This window comes from Escherichia sp. KS167_9B (assembly GCF_030295215.1).
GTDB classification, from domain to species: Bacteria; Pseudomonadota; Gammaproteobacteria; order Enterobacterales; family Enterobacteriaceae; genus Escherichia; species Escherichia coli_F.
The window spans coordinates 564,791-589,401 of sequence record NZ_AP025754.1 but is presented as its reverse complement, the minus strand read 5'-3'; the positions used below and the strand labels follow the sequence as shown (position 1 = coordinate 589,401).

At 51.8% G+C, this 24,611-nt stretch carries 21 protein-coding genes and 1 other annotated feature; of the genes, 10 read left to right on the top strand and 11 right to left on the bottom strand.

The genetic code is table 11. The annotated features are described in order from the left end of the window. The first annotated feature begins 89 nt into the window (after nt 1-89). Nucleotides 90-1,766: a YbaL family putative K(+) efflux transporter gene (ybaL, locus tag QUE34_RS02860; protein WP_105268429.1), complete on the top strand. Its 1,677-nt coding sequence runs from the start codon at nt 90-92 to the stop codon at nt 1,764-1,766. Nucleotides 1,767-1,974: 208 nt separating this feature from the next. On the opposite strand, the gene gsk is transcribed toward ybaL, so the two are convergent. Continuing rightward, nucleotides 1,975-3,279 carry an inosine/guanosine kinase gene (gene gsk, locus QUE34_RS02855; RefSeq protein ID WP_286338919.1) on the bottom strand — a complete coding sequence of 435 codons (1,305 nt, stop codon included), beginning with the start codon at nt 3,277-3,279 and terminating at the stop codon, nt 1,975-1,977. 151 nt (nt 3,280-3,430) lie between these two features. Between gsk and aes the strand changes: the two genes are divergently transcribed. Then, nucleotides 3,431-4,390 (top strand): acetyl esterase, encoded by a 960-nt coding sequence (gene aes, locus QUE34_RS02850; RefSeq protein WP_032302589.1) that lies wholly within the window; start codon nt 3,431-3,433, stop codon nt 4,388-4,390. Here the strand turns inward: aes and hemH are convergent. The 8 genes from hemH to QUE34_RS02810 form a co-directional block, all read right to left on the bottom strand. After that, on the bottom strand, nt 4,387-5,349 hold the full coding sequence (gene hemH / locus QUE34_RS02845) for a ferrochelatase (protein ID WP_032302588.1): 963 nt from the start codon (nt 5,347-5,349) through the stop codon (nt 4,387-4,389). The two genes, aes and hemH, sit on opposite strands and share 4 nt — an antisense overlap. A gap of 131 nt (nt 5,350-5,480) precedes the next feature. Then, a complete protein-coding gene (gene adk / locus QUE34_RS02840; RefSeq protein ID WP_001220233.1) occupies nt 5,481-6,125 on the bottom strand; it encodes an adenylate kinase in 645 nt (214 codons plus the stop codon). Nucleotides 6,126-6,305: 180 nt separating this feature from the next. Beyond that, nucleotides 6,306-8,180, bottom strand: coding sequence for a molecular chaperone HtpG (gene htpG / locus QUE34_RS02835; RefSeq protein WP_032302587.1), 1,875 nt, complete (start codon nt 8,178-8,180; stop codon nt 6,306-6,308). Between the two features lie 109 nt (nt 8,181-8,289). Further along, entirely contained in the window at nt 8,290-8,895 is a 606-nt protein-coding gene (gene recR, locus QUE34_RS02830) for a recombination mediator RecR (RefSeq protein WP_001195025.1), read from the bottom strand. Continuing rightward, the gene (locus QUE34_RS02825) at nt 8,895-9,224 is read right to left on the bottom strand and encodes a YbaB/EbfC family nucleoid-associated protein (RefSeq protein ID WP_000467098.1); all 330 of its coding nucleotides are present in this window, start codon (nt 9,222-9,224) and stop codon (nt 8,895-8,897) included. Before QUE34_RS02825 ends, recR begins: the two co-directional genes overlap by 1 nt. A gap of 52 nt (nt 9,225-9,276) precedes the next feature. After that, on the bottom strand, nt 9,277-11,208 hold the full coding sequence (gene dnaX, locus QUE34_RS02820; protein WP_032302586.1) for a DNA polymerase III subunit gamma/tau: 1,932 nt from the start codon (nt 11,206-11,208) through the stop codon (nt 9,277-9,279). Then, nucleotides 9,880-9,944, bottom strand: a sequence feature (DnaX frameshifting element). It overlaps the preceding gene by 65 nt. Nucleotides 11,209-11,336: 128 nt before the next feature. Further along, on the bottom strand, nt 11,337-11,888 hold the full coding sequence (gene apt / locus QUE34_RS02815; protein WP_000127356.1) for an adenine phosphoribosyltransferase: 552 nt from the start codon (nt 11,886-11,888) through the stop codon (nt 11,337-11,339). Nucleotides 11,889-12,040: 152 nt separating this feature from the next. Further along, a complete protein-coding gene (locus QUE34_RS02810; protein WP_001502189.1) occupies nt 12,041-12,418 on the bottom strand; it encodes a DUF454 family protein in 378 nt (125 codons plus the stop codon). A 69-nt stretch (nt 12,419-12,487) separates the two neighbouring features. On the opposite strand from QUE34_RS02810, the gene priC reads away from it, so the two are divergent. Together priC and rsmS are read left to right on the top strand one after the other, a co-directional pair. Continuing rightward, nucleotides 12,488-13,015, top strand: coding sequence for a primosomal replication protein N'' (gene priC / locus QUE34_RS02805; RefSeq protein WP_032302585.1), 528 nt, complete (start codon nt 12,488-12,490; stop codon nt 13,013-13,015). Nucleotides 13,016-13,028: 13 nt separating this feature from the next. Next, a complete protein-coding gene (gene rsmS / locus QUE34_RS02800; protein ID WP_000051146.1) occupies nt 13,029-13,190 on the top strand; it encodes a pleiotropic regulatory protein RsmS in 162 nt (53 codons plus the stop codon). A 211-nt stretch (nt 13,191-13,401) separates the two neighbouring features. Here the strand turns inward: rsmS and mscK are convergent, their stop codons facing one another. Continuing rightward, complete coding sequence (gene mscK, locus QUE34_RS02795; RefSeq protein WP_032302584.1) at nt 13,402-16,764, bottom strand: mechanosensitive channel MscK; 3,363 nt, start codon at nt 16,762-16,764, stop codon at nt 13,402-13,404. 127 nt (nt 16,765-16,891) lie between these two features. Then, entirely contained in the window at nt 16,892-17,539 is a 648-nt protein-coding gene (gene acrR / locus QUE34_RS02790; protein WP_000101737.1) for a multidrug efflux transporter transcriptional repressor AcrR, read from the bottom strand. Nucleotides 17,540-17,680: 141 nt separating this feature from the next. On the opposite strand from acrR, the gene acrA reads away from it, so the two are divergent. From acrA to QUE34_RS02760, 6 genes are all read left to right on the top strand, one after another. Next, nucleotides 17,681-18,874 carry a multidrug efflux RND transporter periplasmic adaptor subunit AcrA gene (gene acrA / locus QUE34_RS02785; RefSeq protein ID WP_001353399.1) on the top strand — a complete coding sequence of 398 codons (1,194 nt, stop codon included), beginning with the start codon at nt 17,681-17,683 and terminating at the stop codon, nt 18,872-18,874. A gap of 22 nt (nt 18,875-18,896) precedes the next feature. Continuing rightward, entirely contained in the window at nt 18,897-22,046 is a 3,150-nt protein-coding gene (acrB, locus tag QUE34_RS02780) for an efflux RND transporter permease AcrB (RefSeq protein ID WP_001132494.1), read from the top strand. Between the two features lie 546 nt (nt 22,047-22,592). Then, nucleotides 22,593-22,967, top strand: a complete 375-nt coding sequence (gene tomB, locus QUE34_RS02775) for an Hha toxicity modulator TomB (RefSeq protein ID WP_000344800.1) — start codon at nt 22,593-22,595, stop codon at nt 22,965-22,967. A 25-nt stretch (nt 22,968-22,992) separates the two neighbouring features. Next, nucleotides 22,993-23,211 carry a hemolysin expression-modulating protein Hha gene (hha, locus tag QUE34_RS02770; RefSeq protein WP_001291435.1) on the top strand — a complete coding sequence of 73 codons (219 nt, stop codon included), beginning with the start codon at nt 22,993-22,995 and terminating at the stop codon, nt 23,209-23,211. Between the two features lie 171 nt (nt 23,212-23,382). Next, entirely contained in the window at nt 23,383-23,934 is a 552-nt protein-coding gene (gene maa, locus QUE34_RS02765; protein WP_032302582.1) for a maltose O-acetyltransferase, read from the top strand. Between the two features lie 115 nt (nt 23,935-24,049). Beyond that, nucleotides 24,050-24,520 carry a YlaC family protein gene (locus QUE34_RS02760; protein ID WP_000136192.1) on the top strand — a complete coding sequence of 157 codons (471 nt, stop codon included), beginning with the start codon at nt 24,050-24,052 and terminating at the stop codon, nt 24,518-24,520. Nucleotides 24,521-24,611 lie beyond the last annotated feature (91 nt).

Sequence of the window (24,611 nt, the reverse complement as noted above, 5' to 3'; positions counted from 1 at the left end):
ATCATCAATGAAATTGTCATAAACTATTACCTGTAATTTTGGTTTTCCCGGCCAAAAATGGACAATAACCACCAGGAAAAGGAGACGGAATGCATCACGCCACCCCGCTTATCACCACCATTGTTGGCGGCCTTGTGCTCGCCTTTATCCTCGGCATGCTGGCCAATAAACTACGCATTTCTCCTCTGGTGGGATACCTGTTAGCAGGTGTGCTGGCGGGACCATTCACTCCTGGCTTTGTTGCCGATACCAAGCTCGCGCCGGAACTGGCGGAGCTGGGCGTTATTCTGCTGATGTTCGGCGTCGGTTTGCACTTTTCGCTGAAGGATTTGATGGCGGTAAAGGCCATCGCCATTCCCGGCGCGATCGCCCAGATAGCCGTGGCGACGCTGCTGGGTATGGCGCTCTCCGCCGTGCTGGGCTGGTCGTTAATGACCGGTATCGTGTTCGGTTTATGTCTTTCCACCGCCAGTACCGTGGTGTTACTGCGCGCACTTGAAGAACGGCAATTAATAGACAGCCAGCGTGGGCAAATCGCCATCGGTTGGTTGATTGTGGAAGACCTGGTCATGGTTCTGACGCTGGTATTGCTGCCCGCAGTAGCAGGAATGATGGAACAGGGCGATGTGGGCTTTGCCACTCTTGCAGTCGATATGGGGATCACCATCGGCAAGGTGATCGCATTTATCGCCATTATGATGCTGGTAGGTCGCCGTCTGGTGCCGTGGATTATGGCACGCAGCGCAGCAACCGGTTCCCGCGAGCTGTTTACCCTGTCGGTGCTGGCGCTGGCGTTAGGGATTGCCTTTGGTGCGGTGGAGCTGTTTGATGTCTCCTTTGCACTCGGTGCGTTCTTTGCCGGGATGGTACTGAACGAGTCTGAACTGAGTCACCGTGCTGCCCACGATACGCTGCCATTACGCGACGCGTTTGCGGTGCTGTTTTTTGTCTCCGTCGGAATGCTGTTTGATCCGTTAATTCTGATTCAGCAACCACTGGCGGTGCTAGCGACGCTGGCGATTATTCTGTTTGGTAAGTCATTAGCCGCGTTTTTCCTGGTGCGACTGTTTGGTCACTCTCAACGTACGGCATTAACTATCGCCGCCAGCCTGGCGCAAATTGGTGAGTTCGCTTTTATCCTGGCGGGGCTGGGGATGGCGCTGGATCTGTTGCCGCAGGCCGGACAAAACCTGGTGCTGGCAGGGGCAATCCTGTCGATTATGCTTAACCCGGTGCTGTTCGCGCTGCTGGAGAAATATCTGGCGAAGACCGAAACGCTGGAAGAGCAGACGCTGGAAGAAGCTCTCGAAGAGGAGAAGCAGATTCCGGTGGATATCTGCAACCATGCGCTGCTGGTAGGTTATGGTCGTGTGGGCAGCCTGCTGGGGGAGAAGTTGCTCGCATCTGATATTCCTTTAGTGGTGATTGAGACGTCACGTACTCGCGTCGATGAACTGCGCGAGCGCGGGGTCCGGGCGGTATTAGGCAACGCGGCGAATGAAGAAATTATGCAACTAGCGCATCTGGAATGCGCAAAATGGCTGATCCTGACGATTCCCAATGGTTACGAAGCAGGCGAGATTGTGGCGTCTGCTCGCGCGAAAAACCCGGATATTGAGATTATCGCCCGCGCCCATTATGACGACGAGGTAGCATATATTACCGAGCGCGGGGCGAATCAGGTGGTAATGGGCGAGCGTGAAATCGCCCGTACTATGCTGGAACTGCTGGAAACGCCACCGGCGGGTGAAGTGGTGACGGGGTAAGACATTGATTCCATTGCCGGATGCGATGCTGGCGCATCTTATCCGGCCTACAGGTGCCACCTTCCAAAGGTCGGATAAGGCGTTTATGTCGCATCCGACTGTCATTGCCGGATGCGATGTTGACACATCTTATCCAGCCTACAGGTGCCATCTTTCGTAGGTCGGATAAGGCGTTTATGCCGCATCCGACTGTCATCAGTCCGATAACTTAACGATCCCAGTAAGACTCTTCCAGACTGTCTTCACGCTCCGGTAAGCCGCGCGTTAAACGAGGTGAATGCTGGTTCAGTACCTGATAGCTCACACGGTTAGCATATTTACACACCTGCGCTAATGACGAATACGTTAACCAGGTGAATTTATGTTTGCTGGAGTTTGGTACGTTGCTACGGTGGTAGCTGTTGGCGGTAATGTCATGCAGCAATGCTGCCAGTGCGCCATCCCCGGCACCGTTGGTGTTCATGATCTTTTCCGGCCCGCCCATGTACGGCGCAATGTGAGAATAGACGCGCAGCGGGTTCTGGCAATCTTTATGGCGCATGGCGCGGCTAAACTCATACTGGTTAAATTCCGCTATAGCGCCCGGCAGCAGCGGATGCTGGGTTTTACGTTTCGCTTCGTCTTCAGTAAAGCCCGCCATATACAAGCCGATTGGCCCGGCGGTGCACAGCACCAGATCAACCCAGTCCAGCGCCTTGTCAGATGCCAACAACGGATCGCTTTCTCCGGTCAACGCTTCGGCCTCATCTTCGTTCATCGCAAGGATAGAGACGTGATCTTTGAGGAATTGCTGCCACCACTGCGGATTCTCGGCAATGACAAACTTGGTGCCCAGCGTCAGCACCACCGGTACGTTATATTTCTTCGCGTACTCAATGGCTTTCATGGTTGCTTCCAGCATGGGTTCACCCGGCTTACAACGCACCAGATAAGAAGTGAGAACCAGTGCCGAGGCTCCGGCAATCACATCTTCCGGAATACTTTCAGCCCGCAGCTGGTTCATGTGGCCAGGGCTGATAGCAAAGGTACGTTCCCCGGACTCGCCAATCAGGGTAAAGCAGCGACCAATCGGGCCGTCCACGCCTTGCAGATAGTTAAGATCGGTACGGCTGGAGGTGTTACACAGGTAACGATAGGCATAGCTGCCAATTTCAATATTGCTGCACATGACGCCCAGCAGCACCGAACGGTCGTCCGCGAGCACCGAGTAGTTGTGCATGGTGTTACCAATGGTGCCACCCGCAAACTGGTGAGTAATCAGGTTTTTCTGTTTCAGCTCCTGATAAAGTGCTTCGGCAACATCATCCTCAATCACCAGTGAATGCCCGGCGCTTAATCCATAACGCTCAATGAACTCATCATCCACTTTCGCTTCAATATCGACCAGCGTTTGATCGATACCCACTACCCAGGCAGCGCTGGTTTCGTTTTCTGGCTGGAATTGCTGAAGCAGCGGATCGCGTGCGTTTACGGGAAAATAATGTTTGGATTTACGTTTGCCGGGAAATTTCATGGTTGTTTTTACGGGTGGTTAACTGAGCGGCGAATGTTAACACAATCAGACGGGAGCGCGCGAGACGCAGCCAGTTTCAATATCAGCAGGCGGGATCGCATTTTCATGGCAGTGGTTCCTTACAATGACGTAATTTGAAAGGAGTTTTTGCATGAAGCCGGAAAACAAATTACCCGTTCTGGACCTTATTTCTGCTGAAATGAAGACCGTTGTGAATACTCTTCAGCCGGATTTACCGCCCTGGCCCGCAACGGGAACGATTGCTGAGCAACGACAGTATTACACACTTGAGCGCCGATTCTGGAATGCGGGCGCTCCAGAAATGGCAACCAGCGCTTACATGGTTCCCACACCTTATGGTCAGGTCGAGACTCGCCTCTACTCACCCAAAAGTCACAGCCCGGCGACACTATTTTATCTGCATGGTGGTGGTTTTATTCTCGGCAATCTTGATACCCACGATCGGATTATGCGACTGCTGGCAAATTACACCCAATGTACAGTGATTGGTATTGCTTACACTCTTTCGCCGGAAGCACGTTTTCCGCAGGCAATAGAGGAAATTGTGGCTGCCTGTTGCCACTTCCACCAGCAGGCAGAGGATTATCAAATCAATATGTCACGCATTGGTTTTGCTGGTGATTCTGCAGGCGCAATGCTGGCGCTCGCCGGTGCGTTGTGGTTACGTGATAAACAGATAGATTGCGGTGAAGTTGCGGGCGTTTTGCTGTGGTATGGGCTTTACGGATTACGGGATTCCGTGACTCGTCGTCTGTTGGGCGGTGTTTGGGATGGCTTAACGCAAGAGGATTTACAGATGTATGAAGAGGCGTATTTAAGCAACGACGCTGACCGCGAGTCGCCGTATTACTGCCTGTTTAATAATGATCTCACTCGTGAGGTTCCGCCCTGTTTTATTGCCGGAGCGGAGTTCGATCCGCTGCTGGATGACAGCCGTCTGCTTTACCAGACGTTAGCGGCGCATCAGCAGCCCTGTGAGTTCAAACTCTACCCAGGCACGCTGCACGCCTTTTTGCATTATTCACGGATGATGAAAGCCGCCGACGAGGCTCTTCGCGACGGCGCTCAGTTCTTTACCGCTCAGCTTTAGCGATACGCGGCAACAAGATTAGCCATCATTTCGATATGTTCCGGTGTGGCATTAAGCGCCGGAATATATTCGTATTTTTTCCCGCCCGCACCGAGGAAGACCTCACGGTTTTGCTCGGCAATCTCTTCCAGCGTCTCCAGACAATCTGCAGCAAAGCCCGGGCACATCACCTGAATATGACCTACGCCTTTTTCTCCGAGCATTTTCAGCGTTTCATCGGTATAAGGCATTAGCCAGGGTTCCCGACCAAAACGCGACTGAAAGGTCATCATCACTTTTTCCGGAGCCATTCCCAGTGCGGAAGCCAGTTCACGTGTAGTTGTGCGACAACGTTGCGGGTAATCATCGCCTTCATCGGCATAACGCTGGGGAATGCCATGATAAGAGAGCAGCAGCAGATCCGGTTCGCCATGTTTGGCAAAAGAAGCACGTACGCTGTTCGCCAGTGCATTAATGTAATCGTGGTTATCGGCGTAATCACGAATAAACGATATCCCCGGAATGCTACGTTTGCGCGCCAGAATGCGTGCCAGTTCATCCCATACCGCACCGACCGTTGAACAGGAGTATTGCGGATAAAGCGGAAGCACCACAATATGATCTACATGCTCTGCCAGGAGTTCATCTACGGCGCTTTCCAGTGATGGCGAGCCGTAGCTCATTCCCAGCGCTACGGGCGTCTCCGGTAAACGTTGTGCCAGCGCCTGCTGTTGCTGGCGGCTGTAAACCATCAGTGGCGAGCCGCCCTCCATCCAGACAGAGGCATACAACTTCGCCACACGCGGCGAGCGCAGCGGCAAAATCACGCCGTGCAGCAACGGCCACCACAACAGCCGTGAGGTATCAACCACGCGTCTGTCGCTTAAAAATTGTTTCAGGTAGCGTTTTACCGCTTCAGGAGTGGGGGCATCGGGTGTACCCAGGTTTGCCAGCAGAATACCGGTTTTAGTTTGACGCATTACCGCCTCTTATCGATTCAACTTGTTGATAATTGTAGCGGAAAAGTGAAGAAGAAGAACTAATTGCTGTGAGAGGTTTTGCCTGAGGAGGATGAGCAGACCTGCCCGAAAGCAGATCTGCTGCGGCTTAATTAGCCGAGGATCTTTTCCAGATCAGCGCGAACTTCAGCAACCGGTTTGGTGCCGTCAACTTTCGCGTATTTGGTGTTACCCGCTTCCGCTTCTTTGGAGTAGTAGCCGATCAGCGGCGCAGTCATCTGATGGTATTCAACCAGACGTTTACGCACGGTTTCTTCCTGATCGTCTTTACGGGTAGTCAGTTCTTCACCGGTAACGTCGTCTTTGCCTTCTACTTTCGGCGGATTGAATTTAACGTGATATACACGACCAGACGGCGCGTGAACGCGGCGGCCTACGATACGGTCAACAATCAGTTCGTCCGGTACGTCGAATTCCAGAACGTAATCAACGTTGATGCCCGCTTCTTTCATCGCGTCTGCCTGCGGAATGGTACGCGGGAAGCCATCCAACAGGAAACCATTACGGCAGTCTTCCTGAGCAATACGCTCTTTAACCAGCGCGATCACCAGCTCGTCGGTAACCAATTTGCCAGCATCCATAATGTCTTTTGCTTGTTTACCCAGCTCGGAGCCAGATTTGACCGCAGCACGCAGCATATCGCCAGTGGAGATTTGCGGAATACCATATTTCTCCATGATGAACTGAGCCTGAGTCCCTTTCCCCGCGCCCGGAGCGCCAAGCAGAATGATACGCATTGCGAAAATCCCCTTAAAATGTGTCGAATTTTTTGAAAAAGCGATAAACGATACCACCATCAGGCGATTGCCTCAAGAAAGGCACCTGAGGCTGAAACGGTTAATGGCGAGATAATTTGCGGAAAGGACAGATGATGAAAAGAAAAATGCCGGATGACACGAGGGTCATCCGGCATTACATCAGGAAACCAGCAGCTGGTTCATACGACGAATAAACAGGTTCGGATCTTCCAGCGTACCGCGCTCTGCCAGCAGCGCCTGATCCAACAGTAATTCTACCCACTCGCTGAACTTCGCTTCATCTTCAGTATCTGCCGCACGTTTCACCAGTACGTGATCCGGGTTCAGTTCGAAGATGTATTTCACTTCTGGTACTTTCTGGCCCGCCGCAGCGAACAGTTTCGCCATCTGGGTGCTCATTTCGTCCGCGTCGGTCGAAACGATCGCTGGCGTATCGGTCAGACGGTGGGTCAGACGGACATCTTTCACGCGCTCGCCGAGCAGGGCTTTCACACGGTCGATGAACGGAGTCAGTGCTTTCTCCGCTTCTTTCGCGTTCTCATCAACTTCGTCAGCCAGTTTTTCCAGCGACTCGTCAACTTTAGACACAGACTGGAACGGTTTACCGTCGAACTCAGTCAGATAGTTCATCATCCACTCATCGATGCGGTCGGAAAGCAGCAGAACTTCGATGCCTTTCTTACGCAGCAGTTCCAGGTGCGGGCTGCTCTTCGCTGCCGCATAGCTGTCTGCGGTGATGTAGTAGATTTTCTCCTGCCCTTCTTTCATGCGGGAAACGTAGTCTTCCAGAGACACGGTCTGCGCAGAAGAGTCGGTATGGGTAGAAGCAAAACGCAGCAGTTTGGCGATCGCTTCCTGGTTAGCGAAATCTTCCGCCGGACCTTCTTTCAGTACCAGGCCAAACTGTTGCCAGAAGGTCTGGTATTTTTCCGCGTCGTCTTTCGCCAGTTTTTCCAGCATTTGCAGCACACGCTTGGTCAGCGCATTGCGCAGGTTGCGGGTTACGGTGCTGTCCTGGAGGATTTCACGGGAAACGTTCAGCGGCAGATCGCTGGAGTCAATCAGACCACGCACGAAGCGCAGATAGTTCGGCATGAACTGTTCTGCGTCGTCCATGATGAACACACGCTGGACGTACAGTTTCAGGCCGTGCTTATGATCGCGGTTCCACATATCCCACGGTGCCTGCGACGGAATATACAGCAGGCTGGTGTACTCCTGCTTACCTTCGACACGGTTGTGGCTCCAGGTCAGCGGATCGTTAAAGTCGTGAGCGATGTGTTTGTAGAACTCTTTGTACTCTTCATCGGTGATTTCCGACTTGTTACGAGTCCACAGCGCCTGCGCTTTGTTGATTTTCTCCCAGGAGATAACGGTTTCGCCGTCTTTCTCTTCGCGTTTTTCGATCTCTACCGGCAGCGCGATATGGTCGGAGTATTTGCTGATGATGGAACGCACGCGCCAGTCATCGAGGAACTCGTCTTCGCCTTCACGCAGATGCAGGGTGATTTCAGTACCACGATCTTCTTTGGTGATGTCGGCAACGGTATATTCACCTTCGCCAGCCGATTCCCAGAAGACGCCGTTTTCTGGTTTTTCGCCTGCCGCGCGAGTACGCACGGTCACTTTGTCGGCCACGATAAACGCAGAGTAGAAACCAACACCAAACTGACCGATCAGTTGGCTGTCTTTCGCCTGGTCAGAACCCAGGGATTCGAGGAATGATTTGGTGCCGGATTTAGCGATAGTCCCCAGATGGTCAATCACTTCGTCGCGGGTCATCCCCACGCCGTTATCGGAGATGGTAAGCGTGCGCTTGTCTTTATCGAAAGAGACACGAACGCGCAGTTCGCCATCACCTTCGTACAGGTCCGGGTTGGAGAGCGCGCGGAAACGCAGCTTGTCCGCCGCATCGGAGGCGTTAGAGATAAGCTCACGCAGGAAGATTTCTTTATTGGAATAGAGAGAATGGATCATCAGGTGCAGAAGTTGTTTCACTTCTGACTGAAAACCACGAGTTTCTTGTCCTTTCATGTAGGTCTACCTCAATAATGCCATTTTAAGGTTAAAAACAGGATGAGGGAGAGATGGGGACAAGGGAGAATAATTTCAAGCGAGAGCAGGTGATCCTGCTCTCGTTTGCTTAAAAACGAATCTTATGACGCCCGGCAAGGGAGTGTGACAGCGTGGTGCCATCGACCATTTCCAGCTCGCCGCCAACCGGTACGCCATGAGCGATTCGGCTGGCTTCCACGTCATATTGCGCGCAAAGCTCGGCAATGTAGTTAGCGGTAGCTTCACCTTCAACCGTGGGGTTGGTGGCTAGGATCACTTCAGTGATTTTTTCCTCTGCCAGACGCTGTTCCAGACGATCAAGGCCGATATCATCCGGACCGATGCCGTCCAGCGGTGACAGATGTCCCATCAACACAAAATAACGACCTGAAAACTGCCCCGTCTGCTCAATGGCATAAATGTCCGCCGGACTCTCCACCACGCAGATTTGACCGTTTTCCTGACGACGCGGATTCGAACAGATGTTACAGACTTCCTGTTCGGTGAAAGTGCGGCAATCGGCGCAGTGGCCGATTTCCGACATCGCCCGGGTGAGCGCCTGCGCCAGACGCATCCCGCCGCTACGATCGCGCTGAAGCAGCGTGAACGCCATACGCTGCGCCGACTTCGGGCCAACGCCCGGCAGACAGCGCAGTGCTTCCATAAGCTGTGTTAACAGCGGGCTGGTTTGCATCAGAACGGCATCTTAAAGCCAGGCGGCAGCTGCATTCCGGAGGAAACAGAGGCCATTTTTTCTTTCTGCGTTTCTTCGATACGACGTGCTGCGTCGTTGAATGCTGCAGCCACCAGATCTTCCAGCATCTCTTTGTCGTCTTCCAGCAGGCTCGGGTCGATCTCTACGCGACGGCAGTTGTGTGCACCGTTGATGGTCACTTTTACCAGACCTGCGCCAGATTCGCCGGTCACTTCCAGCTGCGCGATCTCTTCCTGCATTTTCTGCATTTTTTCTTGCATCTGCTGGGCTTGCTTCATCAGGTTACCCAGACCGCCTTTACCAAACATAGGTTTCTCTCTCAATCACGTTAAGGATGACGAACGTAAGCTGTGCTTACGATCAAATGGGGCGGATACTTTCTTCATCCAGCTCCGCATCGAAGAATCGACGCAGGGTCTGAATATTATTATCCGCAATAATGGACTCGCGCGCCTGCGCAAGTTTTTCTTCGTATATCGCCTGACGCCATTCCAGCGGCGTGCGCACCGCGGGATTATCATCTTCAACGATAGTCAGTTCAACCGTTGAACCTTTTAACGTGCTCAACGCTTCAGCCAGTTTTTGCTGTGCACCGCGGTTGTTTAAATGCCGCTGAGAGGAGCGCAAATGCAGACATACTGCGTTGTCGCTCTCCTCTTTCCAAGCATTTAACGCCACCTGTTCGACCAGTTTTGGTAGCGAAAGTTGGCTCACCTGTGCCGCCCAAGGATCGCGGTCAATGGCTTCTGCCGCCAGCTTTGCCGCCAGTTCCGGCGTTTTTTCATGTTCCAGCGCTTTTTTCAGCGCCTTCGGCGTGGCGACCACCTCTTTTTGCTGCATCACTGGAGTGGTAGCCTTCCAGCGATACGCTTCTTTTTTGGCTGGTGCTTTTTCCAGCGCCGATGGCCCCGGACGCGCCTGAACGCGATCGGTGACCGAAGCCAGTCTTTCCAGCGCAGCGTTATTCACCGGCCGCGCGCGGGTAGCGGCTGCCGGTTCACTCTTTTTTGCTTTGGTTGCTCCCTGTGCGCGCTGCAGTTGTTGGCGCGCTGCCAGCACCTGGCTGGTGGTTTCTGAGAGCGGTACAGTCGGTGCCTGCTGCGGTGCTGATTGCGGTTGCGGCGGCACCTGGGTTGGCGTCATTACTGCCGTTGGCGCGACGGGCGCAAAAGACTGGCGTGGCACTTCTGGCTCAGGCAGCGGCATACGCGGATGAAACGCCAGTGCGCGCAACAGTGTCATCTCAACGCCCATGCGGCGGTCCGGCGCATACGGTAATTCTTTGCGACCAATCAACAGCGTTTGATAGTAAAGCTGAATATCCGTCGGCGGTATGGTGCGCGCCAGTTCACGCATCCGCAGCTCGATGGCGGCCATGTCGTTGCCCAGCGCAGCAGGGGAAAGTTGCACCATTGCAATGCGGTGCAACAGGCCGAGCATTTCTACCAGCAACGCTTCCCACTCAATACCACGAGCGGCGGCTTCATTAATCAGCGACATTACACGCTCGCCGTTGGCTTCAACCATCGCTTCAACCAGCGACAGCGCCTGATCGTCGTCAAGCGTACCCAGCATCGCACTGACCGCCTGGGTTGAAACCTGGCCGTCACCGCTGGCAATTGCCTGGTCGGTTAAACTTAGGGCATCTCGCAAGCTGCCTTCAGCGGCGCGCGCCAGCAGTTGCAGCGCCCGCGGCTCGTGAGCGATATGTTCTTCGTTGAGGATGTGCTCAAGCTGATGGCGAATTTGCTCGACATCCAGCGCCTTGAGATGAAATTGCAGGCAGCGTGACAAAATCGTCACCGGCAATTTCTGCGGATCGGTCGTCGCCAGCAGAAACTTGACGTGCTCCGGCGGTTCTTCAAGGGTTTTTAACAGTGCGTTAAAGCTGTGGCGCGACAGCATATGCACTTCGTCGATCAGATAAACTTTAAAACGACCACGCGCTGGCGCGTACTGGACGTTATCCAGCAGGTCGCGGGTATCTTCGACTTTGGTGCGCGAGGCGGCGTCGATTTCAATCAGATCGACAAAGCGCCCCTGCTCAATTTCACGACAGTTATCGCACACGCCGCACGGCGTCGCGGTAATGCCGGTTTCGCAGTTTAGCCCCTTCGCCAGCAGTCGGGCGATAGAGGTTTTTCCGACGCCACGGGTGCCGGAAAAAAGATAAGCATGATGAATACGCCCTAACGACAAGCCGTTCGCCAGTGCGGTCAGCACATGTTCCTGGCCGACGACGTCAGCAAAGGTTTGTGGGCGCCATTTTCGGGCTAAGACCTGATAACTCATTGGCAGGCTCTGAAACGCTGGAAGGTGGATTCACGAAGGGGTAATGCTAACACAGCCCCGTCAGAACGGCGAGGCTGAATGCACATCTTGTGCTGTCCGTAGCGTGGGCAGCACAAGACTGGCAATAATTAATGGCCCGGGAACGGGACAAGGCTGTAGCTGGTAATGCCCTGTTTTTCCAGACGCTGTTCGCCGCCGAGATCGAACAGGTTGATAATGAACGCAGCATCAGCCACTTCACCACCCAGACGACGGATCAGTTTAACGGTCGCTTCGATAGTGCCGCCGGTTGCCAGCAGATCGTCCACCACCAGAACTTTGTCGCCCGGTTTGATGGCATCAACGTGGATTTCCAGCTGATCGGTGCCGTATTCCAGGTCGTAAGTTTCACTGATGGTTTCACGCGGCAGTTTGCCCGGTTTACGGACCGGTACAAAGCCAACGCCCAGACCCAGAGCTACCGGAGCGCCAAACAAGAAGCCACGCGCTTCGGTGCCGACAACTTTGGTAATGCCCGCATTTTTGTAACGCTCAACCAGTAAATCGATGCTGAGAGCGTAAGCTTTCGGGTCTTCCAGTAAGCTGGTGACATCGCGGAAAAGAATGCCGGGTTTTGGGTAGTCCTGAATGCTTTTGATGCTATTTTTGAGATACTCAAGCTGCTGTGCAGTCGCGGTCATAAGTGTATGCCTGCTTGTTACGGTGGTACTCACGGCGCGTTTTAAACGAGTCAAAAGTAACAGTTGTTTAACCTTTGACCGCCTGCGCCTGTGCTCGAAAACGCCAGAATGTACTGGCTGTGGGCGATAATTGCAACAGCGATTGTTGTGCTTCAGTGCTTTTCTTGCTTTTCATCAATCACCGGAATTCGCCACATATAAAAAAGCAAACAGGCGAGAATTACCAGCAACATGATGCGCCCCCATGGCATCTGGACGAACCACAGAGAAATGGCAAACGTGAGTAAAATAAGCAAAATCGCCCGCGGTTTGACGCCGCGCGGCATCGCATGATGTTTCTGCCAGAAACGTAGATAGCTGCCAAACCATGAGCGGTAGAGCAACCAGGCGTGAAAGCGCGGGGAAGAACGGGCAAAGCACCAGGCCGCCAGTAGGATAAACGGCGTCGTCGGTAATACCGGTAATACCACGCCCAGCGTACCCAGCACTACCGCCAGCCAGCCAATGATGATTAAAATGATTCGTTGCATATTGAGTGTTGTCAGCTTACAGAGTGGCTACTTTAGCATAACAATTATCATTTTCATTGAGGTCTTATCGTGAAAACCGCCCTGCTGCTGGAAAAACTGGAAGGACAGCTCGCCACGCTGCGTCAGCGTTGTGCCCCGGTAGCGCAATTTGCCACGCTAAGTGCCCGTTTTGACAGGCACCTTTTTCAGACCCGTGCGACAACACTACAGGCTTGTCTCGATGAGGCGGGCGATAATCTGGCTGCGCTTCGTCATGCGGTTGAGCAGCAACAGATGCCGCAAGTGGCCTGGCTGGCGGAACATCTGGCTGCACAACTGGAAGCCATCGCGCGTGAAGCCTCCGCCTGGTCATTGCGCGAGTGGGACAGTGCGCCACCGAAAATTGCCCGCTGGCAGCGTAAACGTATTCAGCATCAGGATTTTGAGCGGCGACTTCGTGAGATGGTTGCCGAACGTAAAGCCCGCCTGGCGCGGGTGACCGATCTCGTGGAACAGCAAACGCTGCATCGTGAAGTAGAAGCCTATGAAGCACGCCTGGCACGCTGCCGTCATGCGCTGGAAAAAATCGAAAACAGGATAGCGCGTTTAACTCGCTAGCAATGGAGAGAGTATGTCACTGGAAAATGCCCCTGACGATGTCAAACTGGCCGTCGATTTGATTGTGCTGCTGGAAGAAAATCAGATCCCAGCCCGCACCGTACTGCGCGCGCTGGATATTGTAAAACGCGATTATGAAAAGAAATTAACGCGCGATGATGAGGCGGAAAAGTGAGAAATAAATGGGGCCGCTAAATGTCCCCTAAGATTGCGGGTAAACGCAAAACTGCCTGATGCGCTACGCTTATCAGGCCTACACCGCTCCTGCAATATATTGAATTCTTGCGGTTTCGTAGGCCGGATAAGGCGGTCACGCCGCATCCGGCATGAACAACGCGCACTTTGTCAGTAATCTCGGGGCAACTAAATGTCGCCCCCTTTGGTTATTACCCTACCGCTGGTGTCGGATCGTCGCCTTTGTAGTCGCGTTTTACTTCCGTCACCTCATCGCCCTTCTCGTTGTGCAGATGCACTTCAAGCTGGTTAAAGGCAATGTTGATGTCGTTTTCACGGCACAGCTGATCGATAGTACGGTTCAGCTCATCGACAGTACGGCTACGGTCACGCAGTTCACGCACATACAGACGCAGCTCATGATCCAACGTGCTGGCACCAAACGCCGTAAAGAAGACTTCCGGCATTGGTTCGTGCATCACCCTTGGGTGCTCAGTCGCCGCCTTCAGTAACACTTTACGCACTTTTTCCAGATCGGAGCCATAGGCCACACCGAGACGGATCACCAGACGCGTAGTAGTGTCAGTCAACGACCAGTTGATCAGACGCTCGGTAACAAACGCTTTGTTCGGGATGATCACTTCTTTGCGATCGAAATCGGTAATCGTTGTCGCACGAATACGAATCTTACTTACCGTCCCCGAGAAGCTACCAATGGTTACCGTATCGCCAATGCGTACCGGACGTTCGAACAGAATGATCAAACCGGAGACAAAGTTACCGAAGATCTCTTGTAAACCAAAACCAAGACCTACGGATAATGCTGCCGCCAGCCACTGGAGTTTATCCCACGAGACGCCCAGCGATCCGAACACCGTCATCGCACCAACGGCAATAATGATGTAGTTAAGGATGGTAGTAATGGCATACGACGCGCCCTGGCGCATATTCAGGCGCGAGAGCACCAACACTTCCAGCAAACCAGGCAGGTTGCGAATCAACGCCCAGGCTACCATTGAGGCGATAATCGCAAACAACAGACTGCCCATGGTGACGTTTTTCACCACCGCAGCGCCAGCTTCAGTGCCGTTGTAATGCCAGAGCGTGATGCTGTCGAGATAGCTGAACACGGTGATCAAATCTGACCAAATTGCCCAGAACATGACACCGAACAGCGCAAACATCAGCAACATAGTAATACGCAGCGTCTGTTGGTTAACCTGCTCCAGTGCAATGGTTGGTTCTTCCGGCGGTTCGGCACCTTCTGCGCCCTCTTTCACCAGATTCTGTCGACGCGCTAGCGCACGACGCCAGGCGATACGCCGCGCCGCTACGCTTAAGCCGCGCAATACCGTCTGGTACAGCAGGTTCCAGATAATCACCAGATACACGGTTTCAATCCAACGTCCGGAGAGGCGCAGTGTGGTGTAGAAATAACCCGTGGCGGTCAGCACCATCAACGCAATCGGGATTATCGACAGTATGGTAATGGTGACAAGTCGCATGGTGTGCGACTCTTTATCACGCCAGCTTTCGCGGCACATTGGCCATACCAGGAAGGCAATCAGCAGCAGGTTGAAGAAAATCATCGCCTGCCCCAGCACATCATCCATCAGATGCAGCGGGGAAAGTTCTGCCACCACAGACCAGAAATGGATAGGCAGCAACGCGAGACTGATGCGGACAATTTGCCGACGCCAGTGGCTGGTCTGCTGTTCCGGCATGCCGAAGTGACGCACGGCAACACCGTTTTTCTCCAGTACCTTCCAGCACAGGCCAAACACCAGCCAGAAAATCGCCAGTTTTTTACTGAACGACCATAGCAGTTCGCTGATGTTGAGCTGCATGGTCAACAGAATCAGGCCAACCGCGAGAATAATCAGGCACACCGGCAGCGCACGGATCAGGTCGATAAGGATCGCTTTTGGTGTGTTGAGCTGGCTGTCGTTACGCAGGGAACCCACAGCGGAAGCCAGTTTTTGTTGATACGCTTTCAGCCAGCCCAGACGCCAGTGGATCAGCCCGGCAATTAATAGCAGTGGCAAACCAGCGAGGAAAGCGATAAAGACGGCAGGCCAGGCTTTTTCCCAGTTTACCGTGATCTTCATCGACTTAAATTCATCTTTCAGCGTTTGTGGGAACGCTTTGATCCAGTCCCAGTCCATTGGACGGTTACTGTTCACCCAAAAGATTTGCTGAGTCAGGATCGATTTCAGGTTTTTCGACACGCTCATTAACTGCTGCTGGTTGATTTGCAGGTTAATGGCCATCATCAGCTGGTTACCCAACTGTTTGTTAAGCTGATCCAGCAATTCGCGACGCATATCAACTACTTGCAATAACGCATCGTGAACTTCGCTGTTGACTTCGTTGGTGTGACCTTCTTCCAGTTTGTTGACGAACGCATCGCTCTGGAAGAGTGCATCACGCTGCTGGTTAACTTCAAACTGTTCGAGACGCAAATCCGCGATGCGGTTGGTCATGTTTTCCAGTTCATCCGCCGAGGGCAGCGTTTGTTGTTGCTGGTAAAGGATACGAGACAACAGCAGACTGCCCTTCAGGACGGCAATCTGCTCCTTAATATTTCGTTCCGATTGCAGCGCCCGCTCAAGCCAGTTTTTGACTTTAATGTTTTGCTGCATTAGCTGATTACCGTTTTCAGTCGCGGTAATCAGACGCTGACTCAACTGCTGGTTAATTTCCAGTTCCTGTTTCACCAGAGGATTAGCCTGAATACGTGCAGCTTCATCCGGGGAGACGGCTTCCTGCGCCGTTTTTTCGGTTAAGGTCAGGCGCTTACTGTTTACCGCTTCTTGCAACAGTTGCAACTGGTGTTCCAGACGAGCACTGTTCGCCGTCACGTAATCACGCTGCTTTTGCAAGGTATCCTGTAAGACGGTGTTCCCTTCCAGGCTTTTTCGCTGCTGGTCAATCTCAGCATTCAGCAAAACCTGCTGGGCCTGCATCAACACTTTCTGGCTGGGACGTAAGGCAGTATCGCCAACATCAGTGCCATCCAGGCGGCTGCGAATTTGTTGCAGCTGCTGCGAAGCGTTATACATCGCATTTTGCACGCGTTCGGGCTGCGTCTGTAACGAAACCAGCTGGCTGTTATAAGACGCCAGATCGTTTTGTGCGTTTTGCAAATCGTCCAGCGCCTGGGCAACGCGAGTTTCCAGCTGGCGCAACGAAAGCGTGCTCAGAATTTTGCGCGTTTCTTCGTCGTTATCGACATCGCTAAGTGCTGTTAACGCCGCGGTCGCCTGACGCATTTTTTCCGGCGCTTCAGCGACTTTTTGCCGTAGCTGAACTGTCTCTTCTTTTATGCGATCGATTTTATCGAGGGTGGCTAATGTATCTGTCAGATCCTGCTGCACCAGTTTGTCCTGAGCAGAAAGATCTTTTTGTTTATTCAGTGAGTCAAGTTGTGCCTGCAGGTCCGCTTTTGTTGGCAGATCACCATTCGATGGCGCCCGCGCAAACGCCGTGTTCTGGCATAACAAGACAAAAACAAAAGCAATAAATGCTGAAAAAACAAAATGCCGTGATCGTTTGTAATACTGGAACATAGTCATGATGAATGAAGGTTTCTGAACCTGAAGAACGACCTGAAAAAGTCAAACCGCAAGAATATCACGACGCAGTGAACCAGAATAGCAACGACGAAAATGTCCAGGAAAAATCCTGGAGTCAGATTCAGGGTTATTCGTTAGTGGCAGGATTACGAAGCGTGGGGCACAGGAGATACATCTCCAGTAAGATGGCGACGTAATCGCGGGCTTCTTTTTTAAGATCAAAAGATTGCGGGGCAAAGAGCCAGTTTTCCATCAGGCCGGAAATATAGCCGCGCATAATAATTGCTGCGCGACGCGTCATTAAATCCGCAGGCAACATTTTCGCTTCAATACAATGTTTTAACGTTTGTTCTATACGGTCATAACTTTCCAGACAGAGATTACGTTGTGCCTGTTGCACAACAGCCATTTCTCCGACAAATTCGCATTTGTGGAATATAATCTCCATCAATAATCGACGCCGTTCTTCTGTCACCGTGGATTCAAGAACATGAATTAATATCTCTCTTAATACTGAGAGTGGATCGCCAGGGAATTTTGCCTGATACTCAAGCTCTAGTTCACCAATATTGGATTCTGACAGTTCCCAGATCTCACTGAACAAATCCGACTTGTCTTTAAAATGCCAGTAGATTGCACCGCGCGTAACGCCAGCTGCTTTTGCAATCTCACCCAGCGAGGTGGATGATACCCCCTGCTGTGAGAAAAGACGTAGAGCCACATCGAGGATGTGTTGGCGCGTTTCCTGCGCTTCTTGTTTGGTTTTTCGTGCCATATGTTCGTGAATTTACAGGCGTTAGATTTACATACATTTATGAATGTATGTACCATAGCACGACGATAATATAAACGCAGCAATGGGTTTATTAACTTTTGACCATTGACCAATTTGAAATCGGACACTCGAGGTTTACATATGAACAAAAACAGAGGGTTTACGCCTCTGGCGGTCGTTCTGATGCTCTCAGGCAGCTTAGCCCTAACAGGATGTGACGACAAACAGGCCCAACAAGGTGGCCAGCAGATGCCCGCCGTTGGCGTAGTTACAGTCAAAACTGAACCTCTGCAGATCACAACCGAGCTTCCGGGTCGCACCAGTGCCTACCGGATCGCAGAAGTTCGTCCTCAAGTTAGCGGGATTATCCTGAAGCGTAATTTCAAAGAAGGTAGCGACATCGAAGCAGGTGTCTCTCTCTATCAGATTGATCCTGCGACCTATCAGGCGACATACGACAGTGCGAAAGGCGATTTAGCGAAAGCCCAGGCTGCAGCCAATATCGCGCAATTGACGGTGAATCGTTATCAGAAACTGCTGGGTACGCAGTACATCAGTAAGCAAGAGTACGATCAGGCTCTGGCTGATGCGCAACAGGCGAATGCCGCGGTAACTGCGGCGAAAGCTGCCGTTGAAACTGCGCGTATCAATCTGGCTTACACCAAAGTCACCTCTCCAATTAGCGGCCGCATTGGTAAGTCAAACGTGACGGAAGGTGCCCTGGTGCAAAACGGTCAGGCGACTGCGCTGGCAACCGTGCAGCAACTTGATCCGATCTACGTTGATGTGACTCAGTCCAGCAACGATTTCCTGCGCCTGAAACAGGAACTGGCAAATGGCACGCTGAAACAAGAGAACGGCAAAGCCAAAGTGTCGCTGATCACCAGTGACGGCATTAAGTTCCCACAGGACGGTACGCTGGAGTTCTCTGACGTTACTGTCGATCAGACCACCGGGTCTATCACCCTACGCGCTATCTTCCCGAACCCGGATCACACTCTGCTGCCGGGTATGTTCGTGCGCGCACGTCTGGAAGAAGGGCTTAATCCAAACGCCATTTTAGTCCCGCAACAGGGTGTAACCCGTACGCCGCGTGGCGATGCTACCGTACTGGTGGTTGGCGCGGATGACAAAGTGGAAACCCGTCCGATCGTTGCAAGCCAGGCTATTGGCGATAAGTGGCTGGTGACAGAAGGTCTGAAAGCAGGCGATCGCGTAGTAATAAGTGGGCTGCAGAAAGTGCGTCCTGGTGTCCAGGTAAAAGCACAAGAAGTTACCGCTGATAATAACCAGCAAGCCGCAAGCGGTACTCAGCCTGAACAGTCCAAGTCTTAACTTAAACAGGAGCCGTTAAGACATGCCTAATTTCTTTATCGATCGCCCGATTTTTGCGTGGGTGATCGCCATCATCATCATGTTGGCAGGGGGGCTGGCGATCCTCAAACTGCCGGTGGCGCAATATCCTACGATTGCTCCGCCGGCAGTAACGATCTCCGCCTCCTACCCCGGCGCTGATGCGAAAACAGTGCAGGACACGGTGACGCAGGTTATCGAACAGAATATGAATGGTATCGATAACCTGATGTACATGTCCTCTAACAGTGACTCCACGGGTACCGTGCAGATCACCCTGACCTTTGAGTCTGGTACTGATGCGGATATCGCGCAGGTTCAGGTGCAGAACAAACTGCAGCTGGCAATGCCGTTGCTGCCGCAAGAAGTACAGCAGCAAGGGGTGAGCGTTGAGAAATCGTCCAGTAGCTTCCTGATGGTTGTCGGCGTTATCAACACCGATGGCACCATGACGCAGGAGGATATCTCCGACTACGTGGCGGCGAATATGAAAGACGCCATCAGCCGTACGTCGGGCGTGGGTGACGTTCAGCTGTTCGGTTCTCAGTACGCGATGCGTATCTGGATGAACCCGAATGAACTGAACAAATACCAGCTAACGCCGGTTGATGTCATTACCGCTATCAAAGCGCAGAACGCCCAGGTTGCGGCGGGTCAGCTCGGTGGTACGCCGCCGGTGAAAGGCCAACAGCTTAACGCCTCTATTATTGCTCAGACGCGTCTGACCTCTACTGAAGAGTTCGGCAAAATCCTGCTGAAAGTGAATCAGGATGGTTCCCGCGTGCTGCTGCGTGATGTGGCGAAAATTGAGCTGGGTGGTGAGAACTACGACATCATCGCAGAGTTTAACGGCCAACCGGCTTCCGGTCTGGGGATCAAGCTGGCAACCGGCGCGAACGCGCTGGATACCGCTGCGGCAATCCGTGCTGAACTGGCGAAGATGGAACCGTTCTTCCCGTCAGGTCTGAAAATTGTTTACCCGTACGACACCACGCCGTTCGTGAAAATCTCTATTCACGAAGTGGTTAAAACGCTGGTCGAAGCGATCATCCTCGTTTTCCTGGTTATGTATCTGTTCTTGCAGAACTTCCGCGCGACGTTGATTCCGACCATTGCCGTACCGGTGGTATTGCTTGGGACCTTTGCCGTCCTTGCCGCCTTTGGCTTCTCGATAAACACGCTAACAATGTTCGGGATGGTGCTCGCCATCGGCCTGTTGGTGGATGACGCCATCGTTGTGGTAGAAAACGTTGAGCGTGTGATGGCGGAAGAAGGTTTGCCGCCAAAAGAAGCCACCCGTAAGTCGATGGGGCAGATTCAGGGCGCTCTGGTCGGTATCGCGATGGTGCTGTCGGCGGTGTTCGTACCGATGGCCTTCTTTGGCGGTTCTACCGGGGCAATCTATCGTCAGTTCTCCATTACCATTGTTTCAGCAATGGCGCTGTCGGTACTGGTGGCGTTGATCCTGACTCCGGCTCTTTGTGCCACCATGCTGAAACCAATTGCCAAAGGCGATCATGGGGAAGGCAAAAAAGGCTTCTTCGGCTGGTTTAACCGCATGTTCGAGAAGAGCACGCACCACTACACCGACAGCGTAGGCGGTATTCTGCGCAGTACGGGGCGTTACCTGGTGCTGTATCTGATCATCGTGGTCGGCATGGCCTATCTGTTCGTGCGTCTGCCAAGCTCCTTCTTGCCGGATGAAGACCAGGGCGTATTTATGACCATGGTTCAGCTGCCAGCAGGTGCAACGCAGGAACGTACGCAGAAAGTGCTCAATGAGGTAACGAATTACTATCTGACCAAAGAGAAGAACAACGTTGAGTCGGTGTTCGCCGTTAACGGCTTCGGCTTTGCGGGACGTGGTCAGAATACCGGTATTGCGTTCGTTTCCTTGAAGGATTGGGCCGATCGCCCGGGCGAAGAAAACAAAGTTGAAGCGATTACCATGCGTGCAACACGCGCTTTCTCGCAAATCAAAGATGCGATGGTCTTCGCCTTTAACCTGCCTGCGATTGTGGAACTGGGTACGGCAACCGGCTTCGACTTTGAGCTGATTGACCAGGCGGGCCTTGGTCACGAAAAACTGACTCAGGCACGTAACCAACTGCTTGCAGAAGCAGCGAAGCACCCTGATATGTTGACCAGCGTACGTCCAAACGGTCTGGAAGATACCCCGCAGTTTAAGATTGATATCGACCAGGAAAAAGCGCAGGCGCTGGGTGTTTCTATCAACGACATTAACACCACTCTGGGCGCTGCATGGGGCGGTAGCTATGTGAACGACTTTATCGACCGCGGTCGTGTGAAGAAAGTTTACGTCATGTCAGAAGCGAAATACCGTATGCTGCCGGATGATATCGGCGACTGGTATGTTCGTGCTGCTGATGGTCAGATGGTGCCGTTCTCGGCGTTCTCCTCTTCTCGTTGGGAGTACGGTTCGCCGCGTCTGGAACGTTACAACGGCCTGCCATCCATGGAAATCTTAGGCCAGGCAGCACCGGGTAAAAGTACCGGTGAAGCAATGGAGCTGATGGAACAACTGGCGAGTAAACTGCCTACCGGTGTTGGCTATGACTGGACGGGGATGTCCTATCAGGAACGTCTCTCCGGCAACCAGGCACCTTCACTGTACGCGATTTCGTTGATTGTCGTGTTCCTGTGTCTGGCGGCGCTGTACGAGAGCTGGTCGATTCCGTTCTCCGTTATGCTGGTCGTTCCGCTGGGGGTTATCGGTGCCTTGCTGGCAGCCACCTTCCGTGGCCTGACCAATGACGTGTACTTCCAGGTAGGCCTGCTCACAACCATTGGGTTGTCGGCGAAGAACGCGATACTTATCGTCGAATTCGCCAAAGACTTGATGGATAAAGAAGGTAAAGGTCTGATTGAAGCGACGCTTGATGCGGTGCGGATGCGTTTACGTCCGATCCTGATGACCTCGTTGGCGTTTATCCTCGGCGTTATGCCGCTGGTTATCAGTACTGGTGCTGGTTCCGGCGCGCAGAACGCAGTAGGTACCGGTGTAATGGGCGGGATGGTGACCGCAACGGTACTGGCAATCTTCTTCGTTCCGGTATTCTTTGTGGTGGTTCGCCGCCGCTTTAGCCGCAAGAATGAAGATATCGAGCACAGCCATACTGTCGATCATCATTGATACAACGTGTAATCACTAAGGCCGCGCAAGCGGCCTTTTTTAGATGCATAACCTACGAGTTGAATGGGGAACTGAACAATCAACTCAGAATCTCATATGAAAACCAGTATTAACTTCGCATAAAATTCATAAAAAATACTGATTGTTAGTTAATTTATATTAAGCAGGGCTAATAGATTTAATAATCCATAATCATTTAGAGGCTTTTCTTAATTATTTGCGGTAATTCTTTATTCATTCATCGGTTATTACGACATATTCAGAGCATTCCTGGTATTAGTGTGACCAATTTCATCTGGCGATAATCCTGAAATGTTATGAACAGTTCGAGCAAACTGCTTTTACCTGCAGCGGGTTGGTGCTAGTATGAAAAAGTGAGTCCTATCCCGCTTCCTTCCTATTTGTAATTTTTCGTAATAATGCGATGAAAACCTGCAAAGAGTGGCTTATAGTTAAGCTAACAAACGAGAGGGCAAGTCCAGGTCAGTAAGTTTTTTCCATCCCGAAAGGTGTCCGTTAGTTCAACCGCTAAGAAGGGGACGCGTTATGGATGAATACTCACCCAAAAGACATGATATCGCACAGCTTAAGTTTCTCTGTGAAACCCTGTATCATGATTGCCTTGCAAACCTTGAAGAAAGCAACCATGGCTGGGTTAACGACCCAACCTCGGCGATCAACCTCCAGTTGAATGAACTGATTGAGCATATTGCGACCTTCGCACTTAATTACAAAATTAAGTATAATGAAGACAATAAGCTCATTGAGCAGATCGACGAATATCTGGATGACACCTTTATGTTGTTCAGTAGTTATGGTATTAATATGCAGGATCTTCAAAAATGGCGGAAGTCAGGTAATCGACTATTCCGTTGTTTTGTCAATGCGACGAAAGAGAATCCTGCGAGTTTATCTTGTTAGAATTATTACAACCATGGGTAGAAGTATGTCCGAAAAACCTTTAACGAAAACCGATTATTTAATGCGTTTGCGTCGTTGCCAGACAATTGACACGCTGGAGCGTGTTATCGAGAAAAATAAATACGAATTATCAGATAATGAACTGGCGGTATTTTACTCAGCCGCAGATCACCGCCTCGCCGAATTGACTATGAATAAACTGTACGACAAGATCCCTTCCTCAGTATGGAAATTTATTCGCTAATAAATAATTGGCTTTCGGAGCTATAACCAGCTGTTTATTAAGAATTTTATACTTTATCGCCATGAAGGCGCACCCTATGTGATCTTCATCACACAGACGTAATGGGAACGTTCTCTTCACTGACTTTTCGTCTTACTGTGTTGCCGCATTTTCAGCAACCGGAGGTCAGTAATGAGCACAGAAAAAGAAAAGATGATTGCTGGTGAGTTGTATCGCTCGGCAGATGAGACGTTATCTCGCGATCGCCTGCGCGCTCGTCAGCTTATTCACCGATACAATCATTCCCTGGCGGAAGAGCACACATTACGCCAGCAAATTCTCGCTGATTTATTCGGTCAGGTGACAGAGGCTTATATTGAGCCAACGTTTCGCTGTGACTATGGCTATAACATTTTTCTCGGCAATAATTTTTTCGCCAACTTCGATTGCGTGATGCTTGATGTCTGCCCTATTCGCATCGGTGATAACTGTATGTTAGCGCCAGGTGTTCATATCTACACAGCAACACATCCCATCGACCCTGTAGCACGTAATAGCGGTGTTGAACTGGGGAAACCCGTCACCATCGGTAATAACGTCTGGATTGGCGGACGCGCAGTCATTAACCCTGGTGTGACCATTGGTGATAACGTCGTGGTAGCCTCAGGTGCAGTTGTCACAAAAGATGTCCCGGACAATGTTGTCGTGGGCGGTAATCCAGCCAGAATCATTAAAAAATTGTAACCTGTTTTTCGCAACTGTTATGCAAAATCGTGGCAAATCTGTTACTTTCCCTCTACTATTCCCACGTTAAAATAGGGTGTTCCCTGGAAAGTTGCAGATACCACGAAGGCAAACGATGACCGAAATACAACGCCTGCTGACCGAAACGATTGAGTCTCTGAATACCCGCGAAAAACGCGACAACAAACCCCGCTTTAGTATCAGTTTTATCCGTAAACATCCGGGGCTGTTTATCGGTATGTACGTTGCTTTTTTTGCCACCCTGGCGGTGATGTTGCAGTCCGAAACGCTGTCAGGCTCTGTCTGGCTACTGGTTGTATTATTTATCCTGCTTAATGGTTTCTTCTTTTTCGATGTCTACCCACGCTACCGCTATGAAGATATCGACGTGCTGGATTTCCGCGTTTGCTATAACGGCGAATGGTACAACACGCGCTTTGTACCTGCCGCGCTGGTTGAAGCCATCCTGAACTCTCCGCGTGTCGCGGATGTTCATAAAGAACAACTGCAAAAAATGATCGTCCGTAAAGGTGAACTGTCTTTTTACGATATTTTTACCCTCGCTCGCGCCGAATCAACATCTTAAGTTAGGGTTACATACCAGGCGTAAAGCTCTACGCCTGGTCAAATGACAACGATCGTTTCCACCCATCGCTTCATGAAATACCAGCTCTACC